Source organism: Nostoc sp. DedQUE08, from assembly GCF_034530895.1.
Classification (GTDB): Bacteria; Cyanobacteriota; Cyanobacteriia; order Cyanobacteriales; family Nostocaceae; genus Nostoc.
Genome location: NZ_JAVRCD010000021.1, coordinates 1 through 18,391 on the forward strand (window position 1 = coordinate 1; position 18,391 = coordinate 18,391).

General features: G+C 41.9%; 13 protein-coding genes. 6 read left to right on the forward strand and 7 right to left on the reverse strand.

The genetic code is table 11. The features are described 5' to 3' along the window. The first annotated feature begins 85 nt into the window (after positions 1-85). Both RMY64_RS15875 and RMY64_RS15880 read left to right on the forward strand, forming a co-directional pair. On the forward strand, positions 86-325 hold the full coding sequence (locus tag RMY64_RS15875; protein ID WP_322700574.1) for a hypothetical protein: 240 nt from the start codon (positions 86-88) through the stop codon (positions 323-325). Between the two features lie 313 nt (positions 326-638). Further along, on the forward strand, positions 639-1,559 hold the full coding sequence (locus RMY64_RS15880; protein WP_322700575.1) for an STM4504/CBY_0614 family protein: 921 nt from the start codon (positions 639-641) through the stop codon (positions 1,557-1,559). Between the two features lie 14 nt (positions 1,560-1,573). On the opposite strand, the gene RMY64_RS15885 is transcribed toward RMY64_RS15880, so the two are convergent. Continuing rightward, positions 1,574-2,251, reverse strand: a complete 678-nt coding sequence (locus RMY64_RS15885) for a Uma2 family endonuclease (RefSeq protein WP_322700576.1) — start codon at positions 2,249-2,251, stop codon at positions 1,574-1,576. Positions 2,252-2,429: 178 nt separating this feature from the next. Here RMY64_RS15885 and RMY64_RS15890 point away from each other — a divergent pair, with 178 nt between their 5' ends. After that, positions 2,430-4,826, forward strand: coding sequence for an NB-ARC domain-containing protein (locus tag RMY64_RS15890; protein WP_322700577.1), 2,397 nt, complete (start codon positions 2,430-2,432; stop codon positions 4,824-4,826). A gap of 204 nt (positions 4,827-5,030) precedes the next feature. Here the strand turns inward: RMY64_RS15890 and RMY64_RS15895 are convergent, their stop codons facing one another. Together RMY64_RS15895 and RMY64_RS15900 are read right to left on the reverse strand one after the other, a co-directional pair. Next, positions 5,031-5,639, reverse strand: a complete 609-nt coding sequence (locus tag RMY64_RS15895; protein ID WP_322674080.1) for an ankyrin repeat domain-containing protein — start codon at positions 5,637-5,639, stop codon at positions 5,031-5,033. A gap of 9 nt (positions 5,640-5,648) precedes the next feature. Next, entirely contained in the window at positions 5,649-7,547 is a 1,899-nt protein-coding gene (locus RMY64_RS15900; RefSeq protein ID WP_322700578.1) for an eCIS core domain-containing protein, read from the reverse strand. 200 nt (positions 7,548-7,747) lie between these two features. Here RMY64_RS15900 and RMY64_RS15905 point away from each other — a divergent pair, with 200 nt between their 5' ends. After that, complete coding sequence (locus RMY64_RS15905) at positions 7,748-8,458, forward strand: Uma2 family endonuclease (protein WP_322674078.1); 711 nt, start codon at positions 7,748-7,750, stop codon at positions 8,456-8,458. A 120-nt stretch (positions 8,459-8,578) separates the two neighbouring features. On the opposite strand, the gene RMY64_RS15910 is transcribed toward RMY64_RS15905, so the two are convergent. From RMY64_RS15910 to RMY64_RS15920, 3 genes are all read right to left on the reverse strand, one after another. Then, positions 8,579-10,558 (reverse strand): ATP-binding protein, encoded by a 1,980-nt coding sequence (locus RMY64_RS15910; protein ID WP_322700579.1) that lies wholly within the window; start codon positions 10,556-10,558, stop codon positions 8,579-8,581. Further along, complete coding sequence (locus RMY64_RS15915; RefSeq protein WP_322700580.1) at positions 10,555-11,829, reverse strand: DUF4255 domain-containing protein; 1,275 nt, start codon at positions 11,827-11,829, stop codon at positions 10,555-10,557. The genes RMY64_RS15910 and RMY64_RS15915 overlap by 4 nt, the downstream gene beginning before the upstream one ends. Positions 11,830-12,098: 269 nt before the next feature. Then, positions 12,099-12,530 (reverse strand): EamA family transporter, encoded by a 432-nt coding sequence (locus RMY64_RS15920; protein WP_322700581.1) that lies wholly within the window; start codon positions 12,528-12,530, stop codon positions 12,099-12,101. A 403-nt stretch (positions 12,531-12,933) separates the two neighbouring features. On the opposite strand from RMY64_RS15920, the gene RMY64_RS15925 reads away from it, so the two are divergent. Further along, positions 12,934-14,844, forward strand: a complete 1,911-nt coding sequence (locus tag RMY64_RS15925) for a serine/threonine protein kinase (RefSeq protein WP_322700582.1) — start codon at positions 12,934-12,936, stop codon at positions 14,842-14,844. 461 nt (positions 14,845-15,305) lie between these two features. Here the strand turns inward: RMY64_RS15925 and RMY64_RS15930 are convergent, their stop codons facing one another. Then, the gene (locus tag RMY64_RS15930; RefSeq protein WP_322700583.1) at positions 15,306-16,904 is read right to left on the reverse strand and encodes a peptide ligase PGM1-related protein; all 1,599 of its coding nucleotides are present in this window, start codon (positions 16,902-16,904) and stop codon (positions 15,306-15,308) included. Between the two features lie 561 nt (positions 16,905-17,465). Here RMY64_RS15930 and RMY64_RS15935 point away from each other — a divergent pair. Further along, a complete protein-coding gene (locus tag RMY64_RS15935; protein ID WP_322700584.1) occupies positions 17,466-18,347 on the forward strand; it encodes an SDR family oxidoreductase in 882 nt (293 codons plus the stop codon). Positions 18,348-18,391 lie beyond the last annotated feature (44 nt).

Sequence of the window (18,391 nt, forward strand, 5' to 3'; positions counted from 1 at the left end):
TCCTTGTTTTCCCTGAATTCACTTCTTGGCAACCTTGTCAATGCGTAAGTCCTAGGTAGATAAAAGTTGAGTAACAATATAAATCATGAACGCTTATAAAACATATATCACTATTGCAGATCCAAAGGAGTTAGTATTATCTGATTTACCATTTAAAGCAGGACAGAGAGTTGAGGTGATTATTTTGACAGAGGATAATCAAAAGGTTACTTTAGCAGAAGAATTAAAAAAATTATTCCAAGAAATACAAGCAATACACGCAAATAATTCCTTCACTGATGAAGAAATAGCGGCAGAAATTGAAGCTTATAGACGGGGAGAATGAAAGTTATTAAGGTTAGTTTGTGATGTGAGAGAATAACACACCGTACAAAACTTTGTCCAATAGCTTAAGCGATCGCGCTTCCTTTTGTCAGTCGGCTGAAGTCGGCAGTTTTATGTGATAGGGTTGCGAAAGTCGGGGAAAAAGTTGGTTTCTCAATGTATTTATTTTTACTTAAATAAATTTACTTGCTGCACTGTTCTATGGTGTAACTCTATCTATAAGGGATGTTTACACGTATCTAAATAAGTAGAATTCCACTACATGCAGTATAGTTAAAGCTAGTATATATGTATTGTGTATAGGTTTATCAAATATGAAGGTCTACGATATATACTCAAAACGTCAAAAAAGACTTATGGGAGAATTTCCTGATGTTTACCGATATGACTATATCTCTAAAGAGCTTCGCGTACAGATTATTCATATTATTAACGATGCTATAGGCGAACATAGGAATCTGCAAACCATAGAAAGCTTTCAGAAGATTCATGATATTTTATGCCGTGAACATGGCAAATTATCATTGAATGAAATGTCTATCAATAATTACATACAACAAGATGTATTTGATTTTATGTTGAAAAATAAAGTCATAGAAGAGATACTTGATATTGTAGAGTTAAGCTTTGAATTGATTGATAGAGAATACAGTGACGATAGTTTACGATGTATAACTAAATCAAAAATTACTCCTGATGAAGCAATTAAAGAATTGAACTATAGATTTAGAGAACACGGGGTAGGCTATCAGTATGAGTCAGGTGAAATTATTAGAGTGGACTCTCAAATAATCCATGCTGAAGCTGTAAAGCCAGTTTTAGAATTACTAAGTGATAAGCGATTTCAGGGAGCAAATGAAGAATTTTTGAAAGCACACGAACATTATAGACATGGGCGCTATAAAGAATGTCTTGTTGATTGTCTAAAAGCTTTCGAGAGTACTATGAAAACTATTTGTGATATTCAAGGCTGGATTTATCAACCTGGAGATACGGCGAAAAATCTTATTAATGTTTGCTTGCAGAACAATCTGATTCCTTCTTACTTGCAGACTCAATTTACCTCACTCAAATCAAATCTCGAAAGTGGAGTTCCTACTATGAGAAATAAAAATGCAGGTCATGGTCAAGGTTCTCAGCCACTTACTGTCCCACAACACTTTGCTGCTTACCAGCTTCATATTACGGCAAGTACAATTCTATTTTTGCTAGAAGCGGAGAAGGCGCGGCCTTAAAGCTAATGCTTGCATTATTCCGGCAAATCTCCAAATTGCTGACGATAACGCTCAAGTTGTTTTTGCGCTAATTCAAGCTGTTCTTCTGAAGTTTGATAACGATTTCCTTGTTGGTCATACCAATACAAAACCTGACGCTGGATATTACCAGATACGTATTGCCCTCTACCAATTCCTAAACCAATTTCTGGCATCCAAAAGGGTTCACCAATTTGCAATTGATAGCTACCATCTACTAAACGATAAACTTCAAAAGGTTGGTGACGGTCTCTTTGCCAATACTCTGGATTATAAATAATGTAGTACAGTACCCCTAACTTGGCATAAATGTCTAATTTTTTGTCGTATTCTCCACCCGGAGTTAAAGAGACAATTTCTAAAGCCAGGATAGGCACAATGTTGTTTTCTTCCCAGACAACATAGCTTTTACGAGATTTATCTGACTTGCGGCGTTCTACACCTAAGCTCAAAAATCCGTCTGGTACAATCGGCACAAGTGGACTAACCCCTGTGGTATGGTAAACGCCCATATCCACGCTGAAAAACCAGTCATTACGGTTTGCCCAAATATATTGCAGCAAGAAGAGAAGCAAGTTGGGAATAAAGTTCTGATCTTCGTTATCCACAGGGGTATCGTCTGAACAAGGAAGTTCAGCACTGCTAGGCAATTGACGGGGGTCTGATTTCACCATAAGTAATGATGGTGCTGAGATGACCTAATGACCTTTATTTTATTAGATGAGAAAGCTTTATTCTGAAAAGTCGGGAAAAAAGTCGGGTTTACAGAATCTTATCCAAAAACTCCAGCAACATAACTGTAAAGTAATTTATAGTTGTCCTTAAAATCTGAACTATCCTTGTCGTTACCCAATGGACGCTGAAGCAGCATTAGCATGGTTAGACGCCATAATTCCTCCTCAGACTGGGGAACGGTTGAGCGATTTGCAAAAAGTGATTCTTGTGCAAGTTTGGTTGGGTAGAAAATACTTGGATATCGCTCATGCTTACGGTTGTACGGAAGGACACGCTAAGGATGCTGGTTCTCAGTTATGGAAGCTGCTTTCTAAAGTACTGCGAGAAAAGATAACCAAAAGTAATTGTCGCGCTACTTTAGAGCGAGTTCTGAGAAAAACTACTGCTATATCATCAAGTCTGATCGATTACTCGCGATCGCCCCAACCTACCCCAAAATTAGAGGATACCAATTTTATTGGACGAACAGAAGCGATCGCTCACTTAAATACTTTGGTAAATCAAGGCTCGAAAGTGATTGTGATCCAAGGTGAAGGCGGTTTAGGCAAAACTACTCTAGCGCAGCAATATCTCCATCAGGGGTTTGATTTGGTTTTGGAACTACTGATGGCGAAGGAAACGCAAAACATCACCCCCGCCGAACGAGTTGTAGAGGAATGGCTTAAACAAGATTTTGACGAAGAACCTGGGGTAGAATTTGGGGTAACTTTGGCGCGACTCAAACGCCAACTCCACAATCGACGCATTGGGGTGTTAATTGATAATCTCGAACCTGCATTAGATCGACATGGTGCGTTGATTGCTTCTCACCGCAACTATGTAGAACTATTGCGAGTGTTGGCTGATGCCAGGGTGCAATCTGTTACCTTGATTACTAGTCGCGATCGCCTTTGTGAACCTGGGTTAAATGTCAATCATTATCGGCTTCCTGGTTTGGATGAAAGCGCATGGCAACAGTTTTTTAGCAACCGTGGGTTAACTATTAACTCGCCTACCTTGCAAATCATGCATCGCACTTATGGCGGTAATGCTAAAGCAATGGGAATTCTCTGCGGTTCGATTCAGGAAGATTTTGACGGTGACATGGTTCTTTATTGGCAAGAAAATCATGCCGATCCGTTAGCCGCAACCGACTTAAAAAATTTAGCCGTTAGTCAAATCAATCGTTTGCAAGCTCTCGATCCCCAAGCATATCGCCTCCTTTGCCGTTTAGGATGTTATCGTTACCAAGATATACCCAGCATTTCATCACAAGGATTGTTTTGTTTACTGTGGGATGTTCCAGCCGATCAACATCGCCAAATCATCGCCTCCTTGAGAAATCGGTCTTTGGTGGAGTGTGAAAAAGGCGAATATTGGTTACATCCGGTGATTCAAAAAGAAGCGATCGCACGTTTACGCCTCACCGATGAATGGCAAATTGCCAACCACAAAGCCGCAGAATTTTGGACAATTAGTGTTAAACAAATTGAAACCTTTAAAGATGCTTTGCAAGCTCTAGAAGCATATTATCACTACATAGAAATTCATGAATTTGAGTTGGCGGGTAAGGTCATTTTAAAAAGCCGAAATAATCAATGGCAGCAGTTTTTACCTCTTGGTAGCACATTGTATCGGATGGGTTTAATTCAACCGATACTTGCGGCAATTGAGCGAGTTGTTAACAATCTAGAAGATGACCAAAATCTCAGCGAACTTTATAATATATTAGGCGATTTATATTGGATAACAGGTAAAATTAGTCAAGCGATCGCTTGTCAAGAAAAGACTATTACACTCGCAACCCAAGCACTCAAATCACTTGTACCTCAGCCAGAGAATAAACATACAGTTTACTATCTGAGAATGCTAGAGGTAGATTCTTTATTAAGTATTGGTCTTTATCAAATAGATTTGTGGGAACTAGAGGCAGCCGCAAAGTTATTTCAAAAAGTAATTTATTTAGCTCAAAATACCGAGCATCATCGCTGGGCAGAGAAAGCTTCAGTCTGTTTAGCTTTGGTGTATTCTTATTTAGGTTTGCGCGATTCTTCATATCAATTAGCAGATGTAGCTTATCAAAATATTACGAAGGAAAAACTAGTAGAACAAACTGGGAGATTTGTCTATTTCATGCAAATTTTGGGTCAAACATACGTCAATTTAGGTGAATTTTCTCAGGCAAATCAGATATTCCAGCAAGCTTTGACTTTTGCTGAAAAAAGTCATTATATGCAGGTAAAAGCAAAAACACTCAATGGTTTAGCAGAAATCCATCGACAAAAAACAGATTTTGCATTAGCTCTTGTTAAGCATACAGAAGCAATCGAACTTTTGGATAAAATAGGCGCTAAATGCGATCTGGCTGAAGCTTATTTTCAATTGGGTTTAACTAATCAAAAGATGTTGAAGCCTGATGAAAGTCAAATAAATTTCGATCGAGCGATTCAGCTATTTACTGAAATCAAAGCACCAAAACAAGTTGAAAAAGTTTCCAACTTGCGGTTTCAAATTTTTGCCACAGTAATTGAGTGACATAGTACAACACCAATTTATTCATGGCGAGTGTAGGAATCCTCAAATTGAGTTTTGAGTCTTTGAGCTATAACTGCCAAAATAATTAATGTTATAGAAGTAGACACTACTGCTATTTTTTTTCCAAAATTTACAGCAGATTGCAAGTTAATAAAGTACAAAAATACCCTCCATTTCTAGTGGTTGGGCTTCGTGCGATCGCAGTCAGCGCATTAGCAGTGCCTCTGCTGCAACCCACACAGCATCGTCTTTTGCTTCGTTCCGTGGCGGCAACCGTCGATATGCAGTAAACTTATCAGCATCATAAACTTCTGGATCTGCTCCTGCTTGTAAGAGAAGTTCAATCATTTTTAAATCAAGCCGTTTTGCGGCTTGCCCAAGTGCTGTCATTCCACTGCTACCGCCAGCATCATTGAGCGTTTTGGTTGCTCCACAACGAAGTAACATTGCTGCTGTGTTGTAGTCCCCTTGTTCAACGCACCAGCGTAATGGTGAGTCACCCTCGCTACCAACAACGTTTGGATCTGCACCAGCAGCCAGCAACAAGCGAACAGCTTCTATTTGCCCACGGAAAAGTGCCATCAGCAGTGGTGTAGAATCATGGTCAGCATCCCAAGTATCAACAGATGCATCATGCCGAAGTAACAGAACTAAAGATTCGATCTCACCACCATCTTCAAGTTGCTCAATTGCTTCATGTAGGGGTGTCCATCGTGGAAATTCTGGGCGAAGACTGTTTGGATCGGCTCCGTGTGACAGTAATTCTGCGATGCAGTCTAAATTCTGATTTTCGATCGCTTGAAAGAGATCCATTAACATAATTCAAAGATTTGCCATTGGATGACCTGGTGCACAGTTGACCTTTTCAAGATTCAAGCAATGTTGAAGTCCACTTTTAAGTTGTTCAATAACATCCTTATGCGCTTGATCGGGTTGACCACCAAAACACTTATCTTGGATATTTTCTCTGAGACGCATACATTCCTGCACTGCCTGAATGCGTTGACGAATCTCTGAGCAGGGTCGCCGCGCTAGCTTCTTTGGACTTACTTTGCTGGGGCTACAACTTTCACCCCCAATCTTATCGCAAAAAGCGTGCATCTCTTGTTGCAATGTATCAAGTACCGAATCCTCACACGTCTGGTTTGGATAACGTCGAGGTATAGGCACTGGTACTGGCAAAGGTTGTGGAACTGGTTTAGCTTCCGGTTCTGGAGTTGCTGGGATATCAGTATCAGAAGAGATAGCAATACCAACGCCAATAATAACTACAGCAGCAACAGCAATACCTAATCCGATCGCCCAACCGGGAGGGCCTGTTGCTACTTCGACGGGTGCAGCTTCGGCATCTGCTACAAGTAACCCAGTTCCCAAAGCAATGAGTTCTTCTCCTCCTGCAAAGCGATTAATTTTCTCCTCTGGAGAACGTTGACTGACTGCAACTGATTTGCCAGAAGTTACTGCTTTTGCAACTTGGTCTGCTTCGATTTCTGTGGCATTCTGCTGTGAACTAATTGTTAGAGATTTGGTGGCAATACCGACTGGCGCACGCTGTATACTGGCAGTCGAACTTGACTCCAAAGACGACCCAGAAGCTGTTTGGACTTGATTTGATGCCTTTGTCTGGGCTGTTTGCATAGCAGATGGGGTAAACGCTGCAAGAACCCGCAGTTTCAAAGTTTCGTCATCACTGGAAGCAGCTGCTCGTAGTTGCTGTAAACCATGAGACAAAGTATCCAAATGCTGCTGACCTTCTTTTTGCAAAGGCTGATTGTCGGTAGACTCAGTACTTGCCTGCGACTCTATTTGTTTGTCCGAATGAGTATGCAGTTTTTCTAAACGGGCAATCAAATCTAAAAGTTTTGCGGTGCTGTTGGAGAATTGTGATGTATCACCATTGGAAGAAGTATCAGGTAAGATTTTCTCATCTTCTTTTCTTCTAACTTGCTCATCTTCTTCCTGGCAGGTAGTGCATTTTCTTTCTATAGCTCCTGATTGCTGCACTATATGGGTCAATTCATGGGCAGTCAACTCATTATTACCTGGATACTTCCCGGCTCCAAAGTAAACATCACTACCATGTGTAAACGCCTGTGCGCCCAACTCTTGGTTCATCTGGACTGCTTCATCACCAGTATGCACCCGCACCTGGCTAAAATCATAACCAAAGCGGGGTTCCATAAAGGAGCGCACGTCATCTGGTAAAGTAGTACCGCCTCCTTTACTACTATTCAACCGACTTTCAATATTATCCCCAGCCTGCAAGCTGCCATCGGTATAACGTTGTAGCGATCGCTTGGTTTGCAGTTCTTCTTGTTCCTGCTCACAGACCCCACATTTTCGCTGCAAGGAATCTTGGATAGGCTGTAGGTTAGGAACCATTCGCATCACTTGATTGGCCACCCAATCTGCTTGTTGTTCATACTGATCGTGCGGTTCTCCAACTGTGAGTTTTGCCTGGAGACGATGCAAGGATATGCGACTAATGTCGTGAGTCTGGGGCTTTTCTTTGATGACTTCTGGTTCCAATAATTGCTCTTGGGCAGATTGGACTTCTTGAAAGTCTGGTGCTACCTCAGTTACTGTTTGGGGCGGGAGAGTATTGATTTGTGAGCCAAAGCCGCGTATTGGATTCGCCAGTGTGGGAATACCTGGGGAGGCAAGTGATGGATTTGTAAAAGTTGATGCGGCTGATTTGTTGCGCCCAATTCGCTCGCTCATCTCACATCCTCAAGCAGATTTTTGAATCAAATTATACAATTTGTTTCGTGGCGATCGCTATCGACTTAAGTAGAAATTATTCTGTGCTAGCAGTGACTCTGTGTGAGTGAGATTTATAATTCTACAAAGCTGGGGCGATCGCTTTTGCAGGTGAATGAATTGGGTTAAGTTAGATTTATCTTGTCAAACGAGAAATAATTATGTCTTCTGCTCAAGATTTAGGAATAATTTTAGAAGACACACCAGAAGATGTTATATTTCCTCCTGGTGATTTATACAGTGATGAACCACCTTTGGAAACAGAACTTCACTTGCGGCAAATACTGCTGTTGATTCAGTGTTTGGAATGGTTGTGGCAAGAGCGTCAAGATTTCTACGCTTGCGGTAATATGACGATTTATTACAGTCCGCGTCAACGCAAGTCTGAGCAATTTAGAGGCCCCGATTTCTTTGTAGTTTTAAATACCCAACGCAAAACACGCAAAAGCTGGGTAGTTTGGGAAGAAGATGGCAAATACCCAAATGTGATTGTAGAGATTCTTTCTGACAAAACAGCTGCTACTGATAGAGGGTTGAAAAAGGAAATCTATCAGGATATTTGGCGGACTCCTGATTATTTTTGGTTTGACCCGGTAAGTTTAGAATTTAAAGGATTTCATTTACTAGATGGTCGTTATCAAGAACTGCAAGCAAATGAAGCTGGTTGGTTATGGAGTCAGCAATTGCAGTTATATTTGGGAGTTTATCAATCGAAGTTGCGCTTTTTCACTCCCGATGGACAACTAACCCCCACGCCAGAAGAAGTAGCACATCAAGAACAGCAACAGCGTCAGCAAGCCGAGCAGCAACTTGCTCAAATGGAGTCCATGCTTGCTCGCTATCGGGAAAGATTTGGTGAATTACCAGAGTAATATCATTTTAGATTTTGGATTTTAGATTTTAGATTTGGAATTGCTTTCGTGCGTCTGGCTTGGTGTGAATCCATCTGTCGCAATCATTTTTCAAATTGGTATAAGGTCAAAATTGCAAAATTACATCCAGCCGCCAACTTCCGCATCAGTCAAGGGTTTCTCTAACTTACTATATTCTGTTTGAGCCGCCCGCAATACGTGTTTCATCTGCACTGGTTCCCCAGCATCGGCAGCGAGGAAAGCGGCATTTAAAGCTATGTTACGGATATTACCCCCAGCAACATTGAGTCGTGCTAGTTGCAGAGCATCTAAATCTGCGGTTGGGGTTTCGGCTGGAAAGACACGCCGCCAAATTTCGGCTCTTTGTGTTGTATCAGGGAAGGGGAACTGCACCACAAAGCGAATCCGCCGCAGAAAGGCTGTATCAATTGCACTCTTCAAGTTAGTAGTCAATACTGCTAAACCTGGGTAGCTTTCCATCCGTTGCAATAGATAGCTAACTTCTATATTGGCATAGCGATCGCGCGCATCTTTAACTTCACTGCGTTTACCAAATAAAGCGTCGGCTTCATCAAATAACAAAATCACTCCACCTTGTTCTGCGGCATCAAATACCCGACGCAAATTCTTCTCTGTCTCGCCAATATATTTGCTGACTACCGATGATAGATCAATCCGATAGAGGTCGAGGCGTAATTTATGGGCCAGTACTTCTGCTCCCAAAGTTTTCCCAGTGCCGCTACTACCTGCAAATAAAGCGCTGATTCCCAATCCCCTAGCACTCTTGCCTCCAAAACCCCAATTGTTATATACAGTACTACGTTGCCGTACATGAGCCGCGATTTCGCGGAGAACTTGTTTCTGCGCCTCTGGCAATACTAAATCATCCCAATCACCAGATGGCTCAATCCGTTGGGCGAGTTCATCTAAGCGCGGACGTGCTTGCACGCGGCAGGCATCCCATAAAATGCTGGTGATATCGGTTTCTGGTGTTTGTGCTAATTGTCCTGCGGCTTCTGCACAAGCAGCGCGAATGGTTGCAGCACTGAGATTAAACTGATCCACTAAGGTTTTGACTTGCCCATTCATTTGCGATGCACTCGCCCCTAGTGCATCTTGCCAAACTGCACTTTGTTCTTTGCTAGTTGGTTGATGTACGTCAAAATTAACTATTAGGCGTTGTGATAAGCCGATGCGTTCTCGACTCGTAACTATTAAAAAGCCGTTTATGCGTTCGATGAAACGAGCGATCGCATTCAGCCGCACTATATCATTAGTATCCAGTTCGTTGCAGTCTATCAGTAAGGCACTCTTACTTAAAATCGTCTCGCGAGTCCACAGGCGAATGAGATTATCCAACTCGCCAGGTGCTAAAGGAATGACTTGTGCAGGCATTACCCACAAACTTAAACCCTGAAGCTGACAAACTGTGGCGGCAATGGCACGTTTACTGGCAGTTTCAGTACCAGATAACTGGACAATTGGCAAGCTATTAACCTTGTAAGCTTGCGACCAAACTGCTGCGATTCGCTCTGCTAAATCTTGGTGCGAGGGTACTAAATCGCTAACCTCTGGTAATGGCTCAATGATACCAGCTAGCCGTTCGTCAAGATATTGAATACCCGTGAGATAATGTAAAATCCGCTCGTCAATTCTTAAGGGACTGAGAGTTAGGGCATGACCATCACCAATTTGAATTAACCGCCAATAACGTAAGGGAGCATTTGGAGCGATCGCATCCCAGTGGACATCGGGTAAAGCTGCCAAAGCTAAACCCAAAGTTGGGTAAGCTCGTTGTGAATCGCCGTGAACTATGGCACACAATTTGGCAAAATCTCCATTTAATTCCATACCTGCACACAACAGCAACAAATTACGTTCAAAGGATGAGAGGCGAAACATTTTGCAGACTCTCTCCAATGCCGATGGTGCAGGCATAGCAGCAGCAGCTTCCTGTAACGCTTGCTGTAAATGCTCTTGGTGGTTCTCTTCATCTTTTGCCGTGTGATTTTCCAAAATACCACGCACTACAGCTAGAGCTGCTGATAGGTAGCGGTAGTTTGCCTCATCCCAATTGTGATTAATTGTCGTAGCATTCATAAAATTGTCACCTGTGGCGAATCATATTCCCCTAACTGATTTTTGTGAAGTGGACTTTCGGCGCCATCTACCTGCACGCGGACAATATAAGTTCCGGGTTTGATATTTTTGACCGGAATCGCGATCGCATCAGTGTCTTGGGTAGGTGGTGCAGCCAAAAAAGAGTAAGCTACCGGATTCTCACCTGATATCTCATTGAGTAGCAAAACTACTCGCTGTTCTTTACCTACTTTGGGCTGGAATTTAACGGTAATTTCTGCTGCGCGTAAATTCTCACCGCTATTTTCTACTTGAGTAACGAATGCTGTAATTGTTGGATGTAAAACAAAAGCCGCCACGTTTGATTCAACTAGATGATTCGTTTGCTCTGCATTGCCCATTGTTAAATGTACAACTTGGACACCCTGTATACTGGCGTATAAATCTGGCGGGACTAATAAGCTGATTTGCGTTTCTTTGACTTCTTGAGGTACTAGTAATGTTTCCGTATTACTAAAACGAACTCGTGTGATTTCACCGCGTAACCGTTTACCACGAATTACTAATTTTGTACCTGCAACAATCATTTGTTCGGTTTTTGTTGGAGCTATAACTTGCTCTATATTCGGTTGAGACAAGGGCATCATGTAGAAATCTTCTTCTTTGTCAGATTTACTACTTTCAATCAATACCATTGATGCTAAATAGGTAGCTGAAGGTCGATAGTGTGTTTGTAAAGCAGACCATAACTTAGAAGTTTCTTCCATGTTAAAAAACTCTGGAGTCAGTTTGATCTGCCCAATTTGTTCTGCTAAATTGGATACAGACACACTTGCTACAGCTTGCGAAAAAGCACTTGAGGTATTGGTTGTAGATGCATTTATCAAAGTATTTTCAATAATATCAGATGCGATCGCTGGTGTTTTGTGTAATAAATGCATTGCATAGCCGAGTAAAAGCTCTGCCTGAAAATCTTTAGCTCCGTAGGCTGTGAGTAAGTAGTGGAGATCGAGAGCTAGTGGTGGAATTGGAGAGCGTGGGTTTCCATTAATCCGTGAGTGCCTGCTGCGAAATTCTTGAGATACCCAATCGACATTGCGGTTCTGCGTCACTTGATAGAGAAAAAGGTTGATTTGGGCACGCTCGTCAGCTTCAACTGAAATTCGATCGGGCGGTAGGGCAGTTACAATCACATCACCAACACTAGCAGCGATCGGATCGCTGACTAAACCATTTTCCAGCAAGACTTTTAGTACTGCTGTCACTGCGGCTATAGATAGCACATTACTCATCCTGATTCCTCATGGCAATAGCACATATTAATCATGTACGCCAGAGTACATTAATAGAATAATCTATTTTGCAAAACTTTAAGTCCTGTTGTTGCCAAGACTATCAGCACGAACGCTTCAACTTAAACCTTTATGGGACAGTAGTTTTACTTTTTTCACTTCATCGATAATCTGTGATGTGAAAAAAGTATTTGTCAAAAAGCTAGGGTTTTGCCGGATAAAGAAAACCTAATTCTTAATTTGGGAGCGAGTAGAGCTTAATTAAGATTTTAAATGATTAAAACTAAAGTGCCGATGACTACTAACCCAGTTCCTAAAACGATCTTCCAGCTTAATGTTTCTCCCAAAAAAATGACTGAAAATAATAAAACTAATACCAAGCTTGATTTATCAATTGGTGCAACAAGGGAAGCTTTTCCTGCTTGTAAGGCTTGGAAGTAAAAAATCCATGATAACCCTGTAGATACTCCAGATAATAATAAGAAAATCATGGTTTTTTGGGGTATAGCTAAGATATTAACTACGTTTCCCTGAAAAAATACAATCCCCCAAGCAACTACCAAAATGACCACAGTTCGGATTGCTGTTGCTAAATTAGCATTCACATTTTCTATCCCAATTTTGGCAAAGATAGTTGTCAATGCTGCAAAGGCAGCTGACAATAATGCATATATCCACCATGTTGTGGTGTTGCTTTCCATCTTAGCCTCCTGATTTGCTAGTCAAAATTAGCAGTGTAATTTAATCAGAGTGTTAAATTCAATTACTTGTCTGTAAAGTTTGACTTGCTAAGTTCGTAGTTTGCGCTCTACGGTTTTACTCTTTTAGTCACTCAGTACTACTGAAGCAGACGATTCTCGGCAACTCGCGCTAACTTAATATCAGGAACAAATTTCAACTGCTATTAGGTCTAAAGTTTAAACATTTTATCAAATTTATCATATTACTTTAACTTACTAATATGTTAAGCTGAGTATAATTAGATAACTACTAGTAGTATATATTACTAATATTCATCTAAGTTATGAAGCAATCATATTTGTAATACTAGTATTATCTCTGAATAAAGTTAACACTTAAAGTAACTAGGATGGGTTGCCCCAGATGAAATCCCCACCTTCTTCAAATTCTTGGAATGGTCGCTTCGTCGGTGATAACCAGCGATACCGTTTAGACAGACGGTTGGGCGGGGGTGGCATGGGAGAAGTCTTCCTAGCAACAGACACCCGTGTTGGTCAGCAGGTAGCGTTGAAGTTGCTCAAAGATACGCTAGTGGCATCACTCGAAATGAGAAAGCGTTTTGAGCGGGAGGTGGCAGTTTGTGCTGCTTTGCAAAGCGACCACATTGTGAAGATTAGTGATTGTGGTGTAACCCCAGAAGGTTTTCCATTTTATGTCATGGAATATTTACGGGGACAAACGCTCAGGCAATTACTGCTGCGCGAAAAGCGGCTGTCTGTTGAGCGGACGGTGAAGATTATGGCGCAAGTTTGTAAGGGTTTACAGCTTGCTCATCAAGGAGTGACTCTCCAACGGGATGGCGGCAAAACCACTGAACATATTCAGGTAGTTCATCGCGACCTGAAACCAGATAATATATTTTTGATGCCCACAGATTTGGGAGAGTGGGTGAAGGTTTTGGATTTTGGTGTTGCCAAAATTCGTAGTGAATCTTCAGAAAATTCCAATATTACAAATATAACTAGTACATTTATCGGTACATTTCGTTACGCACCTCCCGAACAAATCCAAAGTGATCGCAACCTGGATGCTAGAGGTGATATTTACAGCTTAGGGATTATCCTTTATGAAATGCTGAGTGCAGCCGACCCCTTTGGAATCAGCATTAAGGGTAGTCATGTGAGTGAGGCTTCTTGGGTATTAGCTCATGCTTATGAGCCAGCAAAACCACTGCGCGAGCAACCAGGGTGTGAGCATTTACCCGAACAATTAGAAGCGGTGGTGATGAAATGTCTCCAAAAAAACCCAGCCAACCGATTTGCAACAGTAGAAGAACTAAATCAAGCTTTACAAGCTGCTGCCAAATTTGCCACCGAATCCAGCGTACCCGGAGAACTTACTGGGCGATCGCAACCTTCTTCAAATCTTGGCTCAAACCACGAAACGGTTCCCAGACAATCAAACGACGATACTGTTATTCGTCCTCCATCTGCTTACAAGCAAGGCTCAAATCACGAAACGGTTCCGAGACAATCAAACGACGATACTGTTATTCGTCCTCCATCTGGTTTCAATCAAGGTTCAAACCACGAAACAGTTCCCAGACAATCAAACGACGATACTGTTATTCGTCCTCCATCTGCTTACAAGCAAGGCTCAAATCACGAAACCGTTCCCAGACTATTTGACCCGATTAAACAAAACCAATCTGATCCAATCGTTCCTCCCATTCAGGCGGGACACAACCAAGGCTCAAATCACGAAACCGTTCCCAGACCATTTAACCCAGTTGAGCAAAATCAACAGAATCCTGTGAATAATCCGAACACCAGCAAACCTGATGTGACGTTATATCAACCACGACCAGGATCTAATCGAGGTGGTCAACAAGTACCAGCAGATAAGACGTTGTTTCAACCACGACCAGGATCTAATCAAGGTGGTCAACAAGTACCACCAGACAAAACGTTGTTTCAACCACGACCAGGATCTAATCAAAATAGACCGCCAGTTCCACCAGATAAGACGTTGTTTCAGCCGCGACCAGGATCGAATCAAAGTAGACCGCCAGTGCAACCAGATGTGACGTTGTATCAGCCACGACCTGCGTCTAATCAAAGCAGAACACAAACACGAACGGATGATACTATTTACCAACCAAGGCTAAGTGAGCAGCTAACTACGAGAATTACTCCCAATTTCTTGCGAATCGTAGGCGTGGTGTTGGCTATTGGGCTAACTTTAGCCGTAGTAACCTATATATATACCCAATTGCAATCTGGTAAACAGCCAAGCAACCAGCAAAATTTACCTAACAGCGATCGGCCCATTTAGAACTAATCGGCGGGGCACAACATATGCCCCTACCCGTGTACTTCATTTACCTGAAATACGCTGTATATATAACTGGCAGACATAATATCATTGGGGCACAAGGCTTGCTGTGCCACGATCGTGGTTACAAACGACATTCCTTAACTAAGCTGTTACGCAAAAATAAAAGCACATCAACTGGTGTTCGCGCAGCGTCTCCTTCAGGAGAGGTTGTCCTTTGTCAATTGTCCTTTGTCCTTAGTAAACACAAATGATATCATGTCCGCCAAATTACCCATAATAAAAGAACCCCACCCCCAACCCCTCCCGAAGAGCGGGGAGGGGAGACAAAGCACAGCTTTGGCGGGGTGGGGTTCTTCGGGTTTAATAAGCAATCAAGCGGACATGATATGACAAATGACTAATGACAAATGACTAATGACGGTCTACACGGAGTTTGTGCAATATGTAGGCGCGTTAGCTTATAATTCATCCCAAACTACAGGAAAGGAATAATCTGAAAATGCCGAGAAATCACGATTTTCGTTGCGGGTTTCTTCATCCAGAACTTTGACAACTTTGTTATAAATATCTCGTGCTTGTTGCGGTGAATCACCGATGCTGGTTAATCCCACCTTGCCAAACTGCGAAAGGCAGCCCATAAGATGAAACACTGTACCCGTCTCTGTACCGCTGTCAAAGTGCAGTCTGTGGTGAGCAATGATATCCATCAAATCATTGGGTAATAATCCCTGATAGCGCTCTTTTTGCAGATTATCAGTGGCAATGTAATATTTTGGACGACCTTGTTGACTATAAAATAAACCCGTGGAAAGGTCATAGCGGCCGTTCGTTAATAATTTCAGGGTCATGAATGGATGCGTTGTACCGCCTTTACGCAGGTTAATTTCGATCGCCTGAATATCCCAGTCTCCATTACCCTTGTCAACAGCGATAAAATCTACACCAAACCGCTCTAAAGTGCCTTTATCTGCTAGCTTTTTGCCAACTTGAAGCCCCAATTGCTGTAATTGCAATCGATATCTTTCATCAGCAGGAAAGCTGCAACCAAGATAAATCTGACCGTCTGGGCCTCCGAGAATTTGGTCGTGAGTTGACAGGATTTCCACTTCGCCTTGGGGAGTGATCCGTCCTTGAACGCTGGGCGATCGCTTAATTTCCCCTTCCACGAATGCTTCAGCAATTGTCCCTAACTCAGGCATTTTTCCCAAAAAACTATCCCAAGTTTCTTGTTTTGCTTGAAAGCGCATCGTTGATAAGCGATCGCTAATTGCTGCTATCCTTTCGGCATGAGTACCAGTGTTTGGTGCTAAATTCTCAATCGGTCTGAGATCCAACAATGCATTTCCCTCTCCAGAAATGCCCTCGTTAAGTTTTACTACTACCCGTTTTAATGTTGGTTGCCGTTCCCACAAATCAACAGTAGCTTCTGTCAAATCTGTATGGTTCCAAACTTTTTCGCTGCCATCTGGATGCGGTACTCCGCTTTCCTTGAAGATTTCCCGACTGCCACTTTTTGTTCCCCAAATTTGTAAATCTGGTGCAGCCGCATACAGTGGTACACCCAATTTTAAAGACAATTCGCCTTCCCAGTGCGAAGAGTTGTAGCAGATCATAAATGATTTGTCTAGCCTCAAAGATTTCTGAATCCGCTCTAGCAAGCGGGGGCGTTCTAAAATCTTTTGGCTCAGAGGCTTAAAAGAGGAATCGTAAGTAGAAAGTAACAGCAAGCGATTGCGAGCATGAGAAAAGGGAATTCCTGGCAACAATTGCAGATAATAATCAATGATACTCGGATGCAGCGGTACTGATGTTACATAAATCAGTCGAGTTCGGGGATTCCGCAACCGAATTAAGGAAAATAGTAATCTTTCTTCATAATGCTCGCAGCCTTCGATCTTTTGGAGTTCTCCCTGGTCAAGACTCAAGGAGGGAATAATTAAAATATCCGCTTCACTATTGTCAAATATTTCGCTCGTTTTCCAGCGTTCGCGCAGGGTTAATTGTAAGTGGCGAAACTTTTCAACCTGTTCTAACTCGGAAATATTTAATGTTGCCATAACCCATGCCCTCTAATGATCTCAATGTAGCGCACCAAGCACCCTTTTGGACGATGTATAGTTGCCGTGTCAAGATTCAGGTAGTTTTGTAAAAAATTTCCGGAAGTCCGCAAGGATCGATCGAGCTATAGCAACCCACAAATCGCCGACTTCTTTAATTCTTTTCCCTCTTAAGGTTGAGCTAATTGCAGCATACTTTACCTCTAGGGGGCGATAAAGTACAGCAATATAATAGTTAACTTGAAAGCAGGTGAAAAAGAGAAATTCTTCATCACATTAGAGTTGTGTACTTTTTTTCATGGTCAGGCGTGAGGATAAATAATGTAAGTAATGTAAATTGCGTAGAGTTGCTCGAATAAGTAAATTTGGCAAACATCCAGGATAGAAATGCCTAAAATTGCAAATTGCTAGTGAAAGTCAAAGCAAAAAATAAACCTTGGGTTGAATTTTCGATCCAAGGTTTAGTTATGAAATAGGGGATAGGAGAAAGATGGAGTGTAACTACTGCCCAATTACCCTTTTTCAATACCCATTCAATATTCAATTACCAAGGTAAAACAGATGGCTAAAGCAAAAGAACCAAAAGAGAAAAAAGAGCAAAAATTACAACCACCACAGCAACAAGAAACGCCAGGTGTTGAATCAGAAATGACACCAAAACCCAAAGCAGATGATGCTCAGTATCGGGGTAGTGGTAAGTTACAAGATAAGGTAGCATTGATTACGGGCGCAGATAGTGGGATTGGTCGTGCTGTTGCGATCGCATTTGCAAAAGAAGGTGCAGATGTAGCTATTCTTTACCTTAACGAACACGATGATGCCAAAGAAACAAAACATTTGGTAGAAAAACAAGGGCGTCGTGCAGTAACGATTGCAGGTGATATTGGCAATGAAACTTTTTGTCAGCAAGCCATACAACAAACAGTTGGTGAGTTTGGCAAACTCGATATTCTCGTCAACAACGCTGCTGAACAACATCCCAAAGAAAGCATTGAAGAAATCACTGAAGAACAACTAGAGCGAACTTTCCGCACTAATATATTCTCAATGTTTTTCATGACTAAAGCTGCACTCAAGCATTTACAAACGGGCAGTGCTATCATCAATACCACATCGGTAACAGCTTATAAAGGTAGTCCACAACTACTAGATTATTCTTCCACAAAAGGTGCGATCGTTGCTTTCACTCGCTCCTTATCAAAAAATTTGGTATCCAAAGGAATTCGCGTTAATGCTGTCGCGCCAGGGCCAATCTGGACACCTTTAATTCCCTCAACTTTCCCCGAAGAGAAAGTTGAAACTTTTGGCAAACAAGTACCAATGGAACGAGCCGGACAACCAGAAGAAGTTGCTCCTAGCTACGTATACTTAGCTTCTGATGATAGTTCTTATGTCTCTGGACAAGTGCTACATGTCAATGGTGGAGATGTTGTGAATGGGTAAGTGAAAAATTCAGTCATTAGTCATTAGTCATTGGTCATTGGTTA

Coding starts and splice junctions, on each gene's coding strand:
- RMY64_RS15875 (WP_322700574.1), top strand. CDS start 86: ATGAACGCTTATAAAACATATATCACTATTGCAGATCCAAAGGAGTTA.
- RMY64_RS15880 (WP_322700575.1), top strand. CDS start 639: ATGAAGGTCTACGATATATACTCAAAACGTCAAAAAAGACTTATGGGA.
- RMY64_RS15885 (WP_322700576.1), bottom strand. CDS start 2,251: ATGGTGAAATCAGACCCCCGTCAATTGCCTAGCAGTGCTGAACTTCCT.
- RMY64_RS15890 (WP_322700577.1), top strand. CDS start 2,430: ATGGACGCTGAAGCAGCATTAGCATGGTTAGACGCCATAATTCCTCCT.
- RMY64_RS15895 (WP_322674080.1), bottom strand. CDS start 5,639: ATGGATCTCTTTCAAGCGATCGAAAATCAGAATTTAGACTGCATCGCA.
- RMY64_RS15900 (WP_322700578.1), bottom strand. CDS start 7,547: ATGAGCGAGCGAATTGGGCGCAACAAATCAGCCGCATCAACTTTTACA.
- RMY64_RS15905 (WP_322674078.1), top strand. CDS start 7,748: ATGTCTTCTGCTCAAGATTTAGGAATAATTTTAGAAGACACACCAGAA.
- RMY64_RS15910 (WP_322700579.1), bottom strand. CDS start 10,558: ATGAATGCTACGACAATTAATCACAATTGGGATGAGGCAAACTACCGC.
- RMY64_RS15915 (WP_322700580.1), bottom strand. CDS start 11,829: ATGAGTAATGTGCTATCTATAGCCGCAGTGACAGCAGTACTAAAAGTC.
- RMY64_RS15920 (WP_322700581.1), bottom strand. CDS start 12,530: ATGGAAAGCAACACCACAACATGGTGGATATATGCATTATTGTCAGCT.
- RMY64_RS15925 (WP_322700582.1), top strand. CDS start 12,934: ATGAAATCCCCACCTTCTTCAAATTCTTGGAATGGTCGCTTCGTCGGT.
- RMY64_RS15930 (WP_322700583.1), bottom strand. CDS start 16,904: ATGGCAACATTAAATATTTCCGAGTTAGAACAGGTTGAAAAGTTTCGC.
- RMY64_RS15935 (WP_322700584.1), top strand. CDS start 17,466: ATGGCTAAAGCAAAAGAACCAAAAGAGAAAAAAGAGCAAAAATTACAA.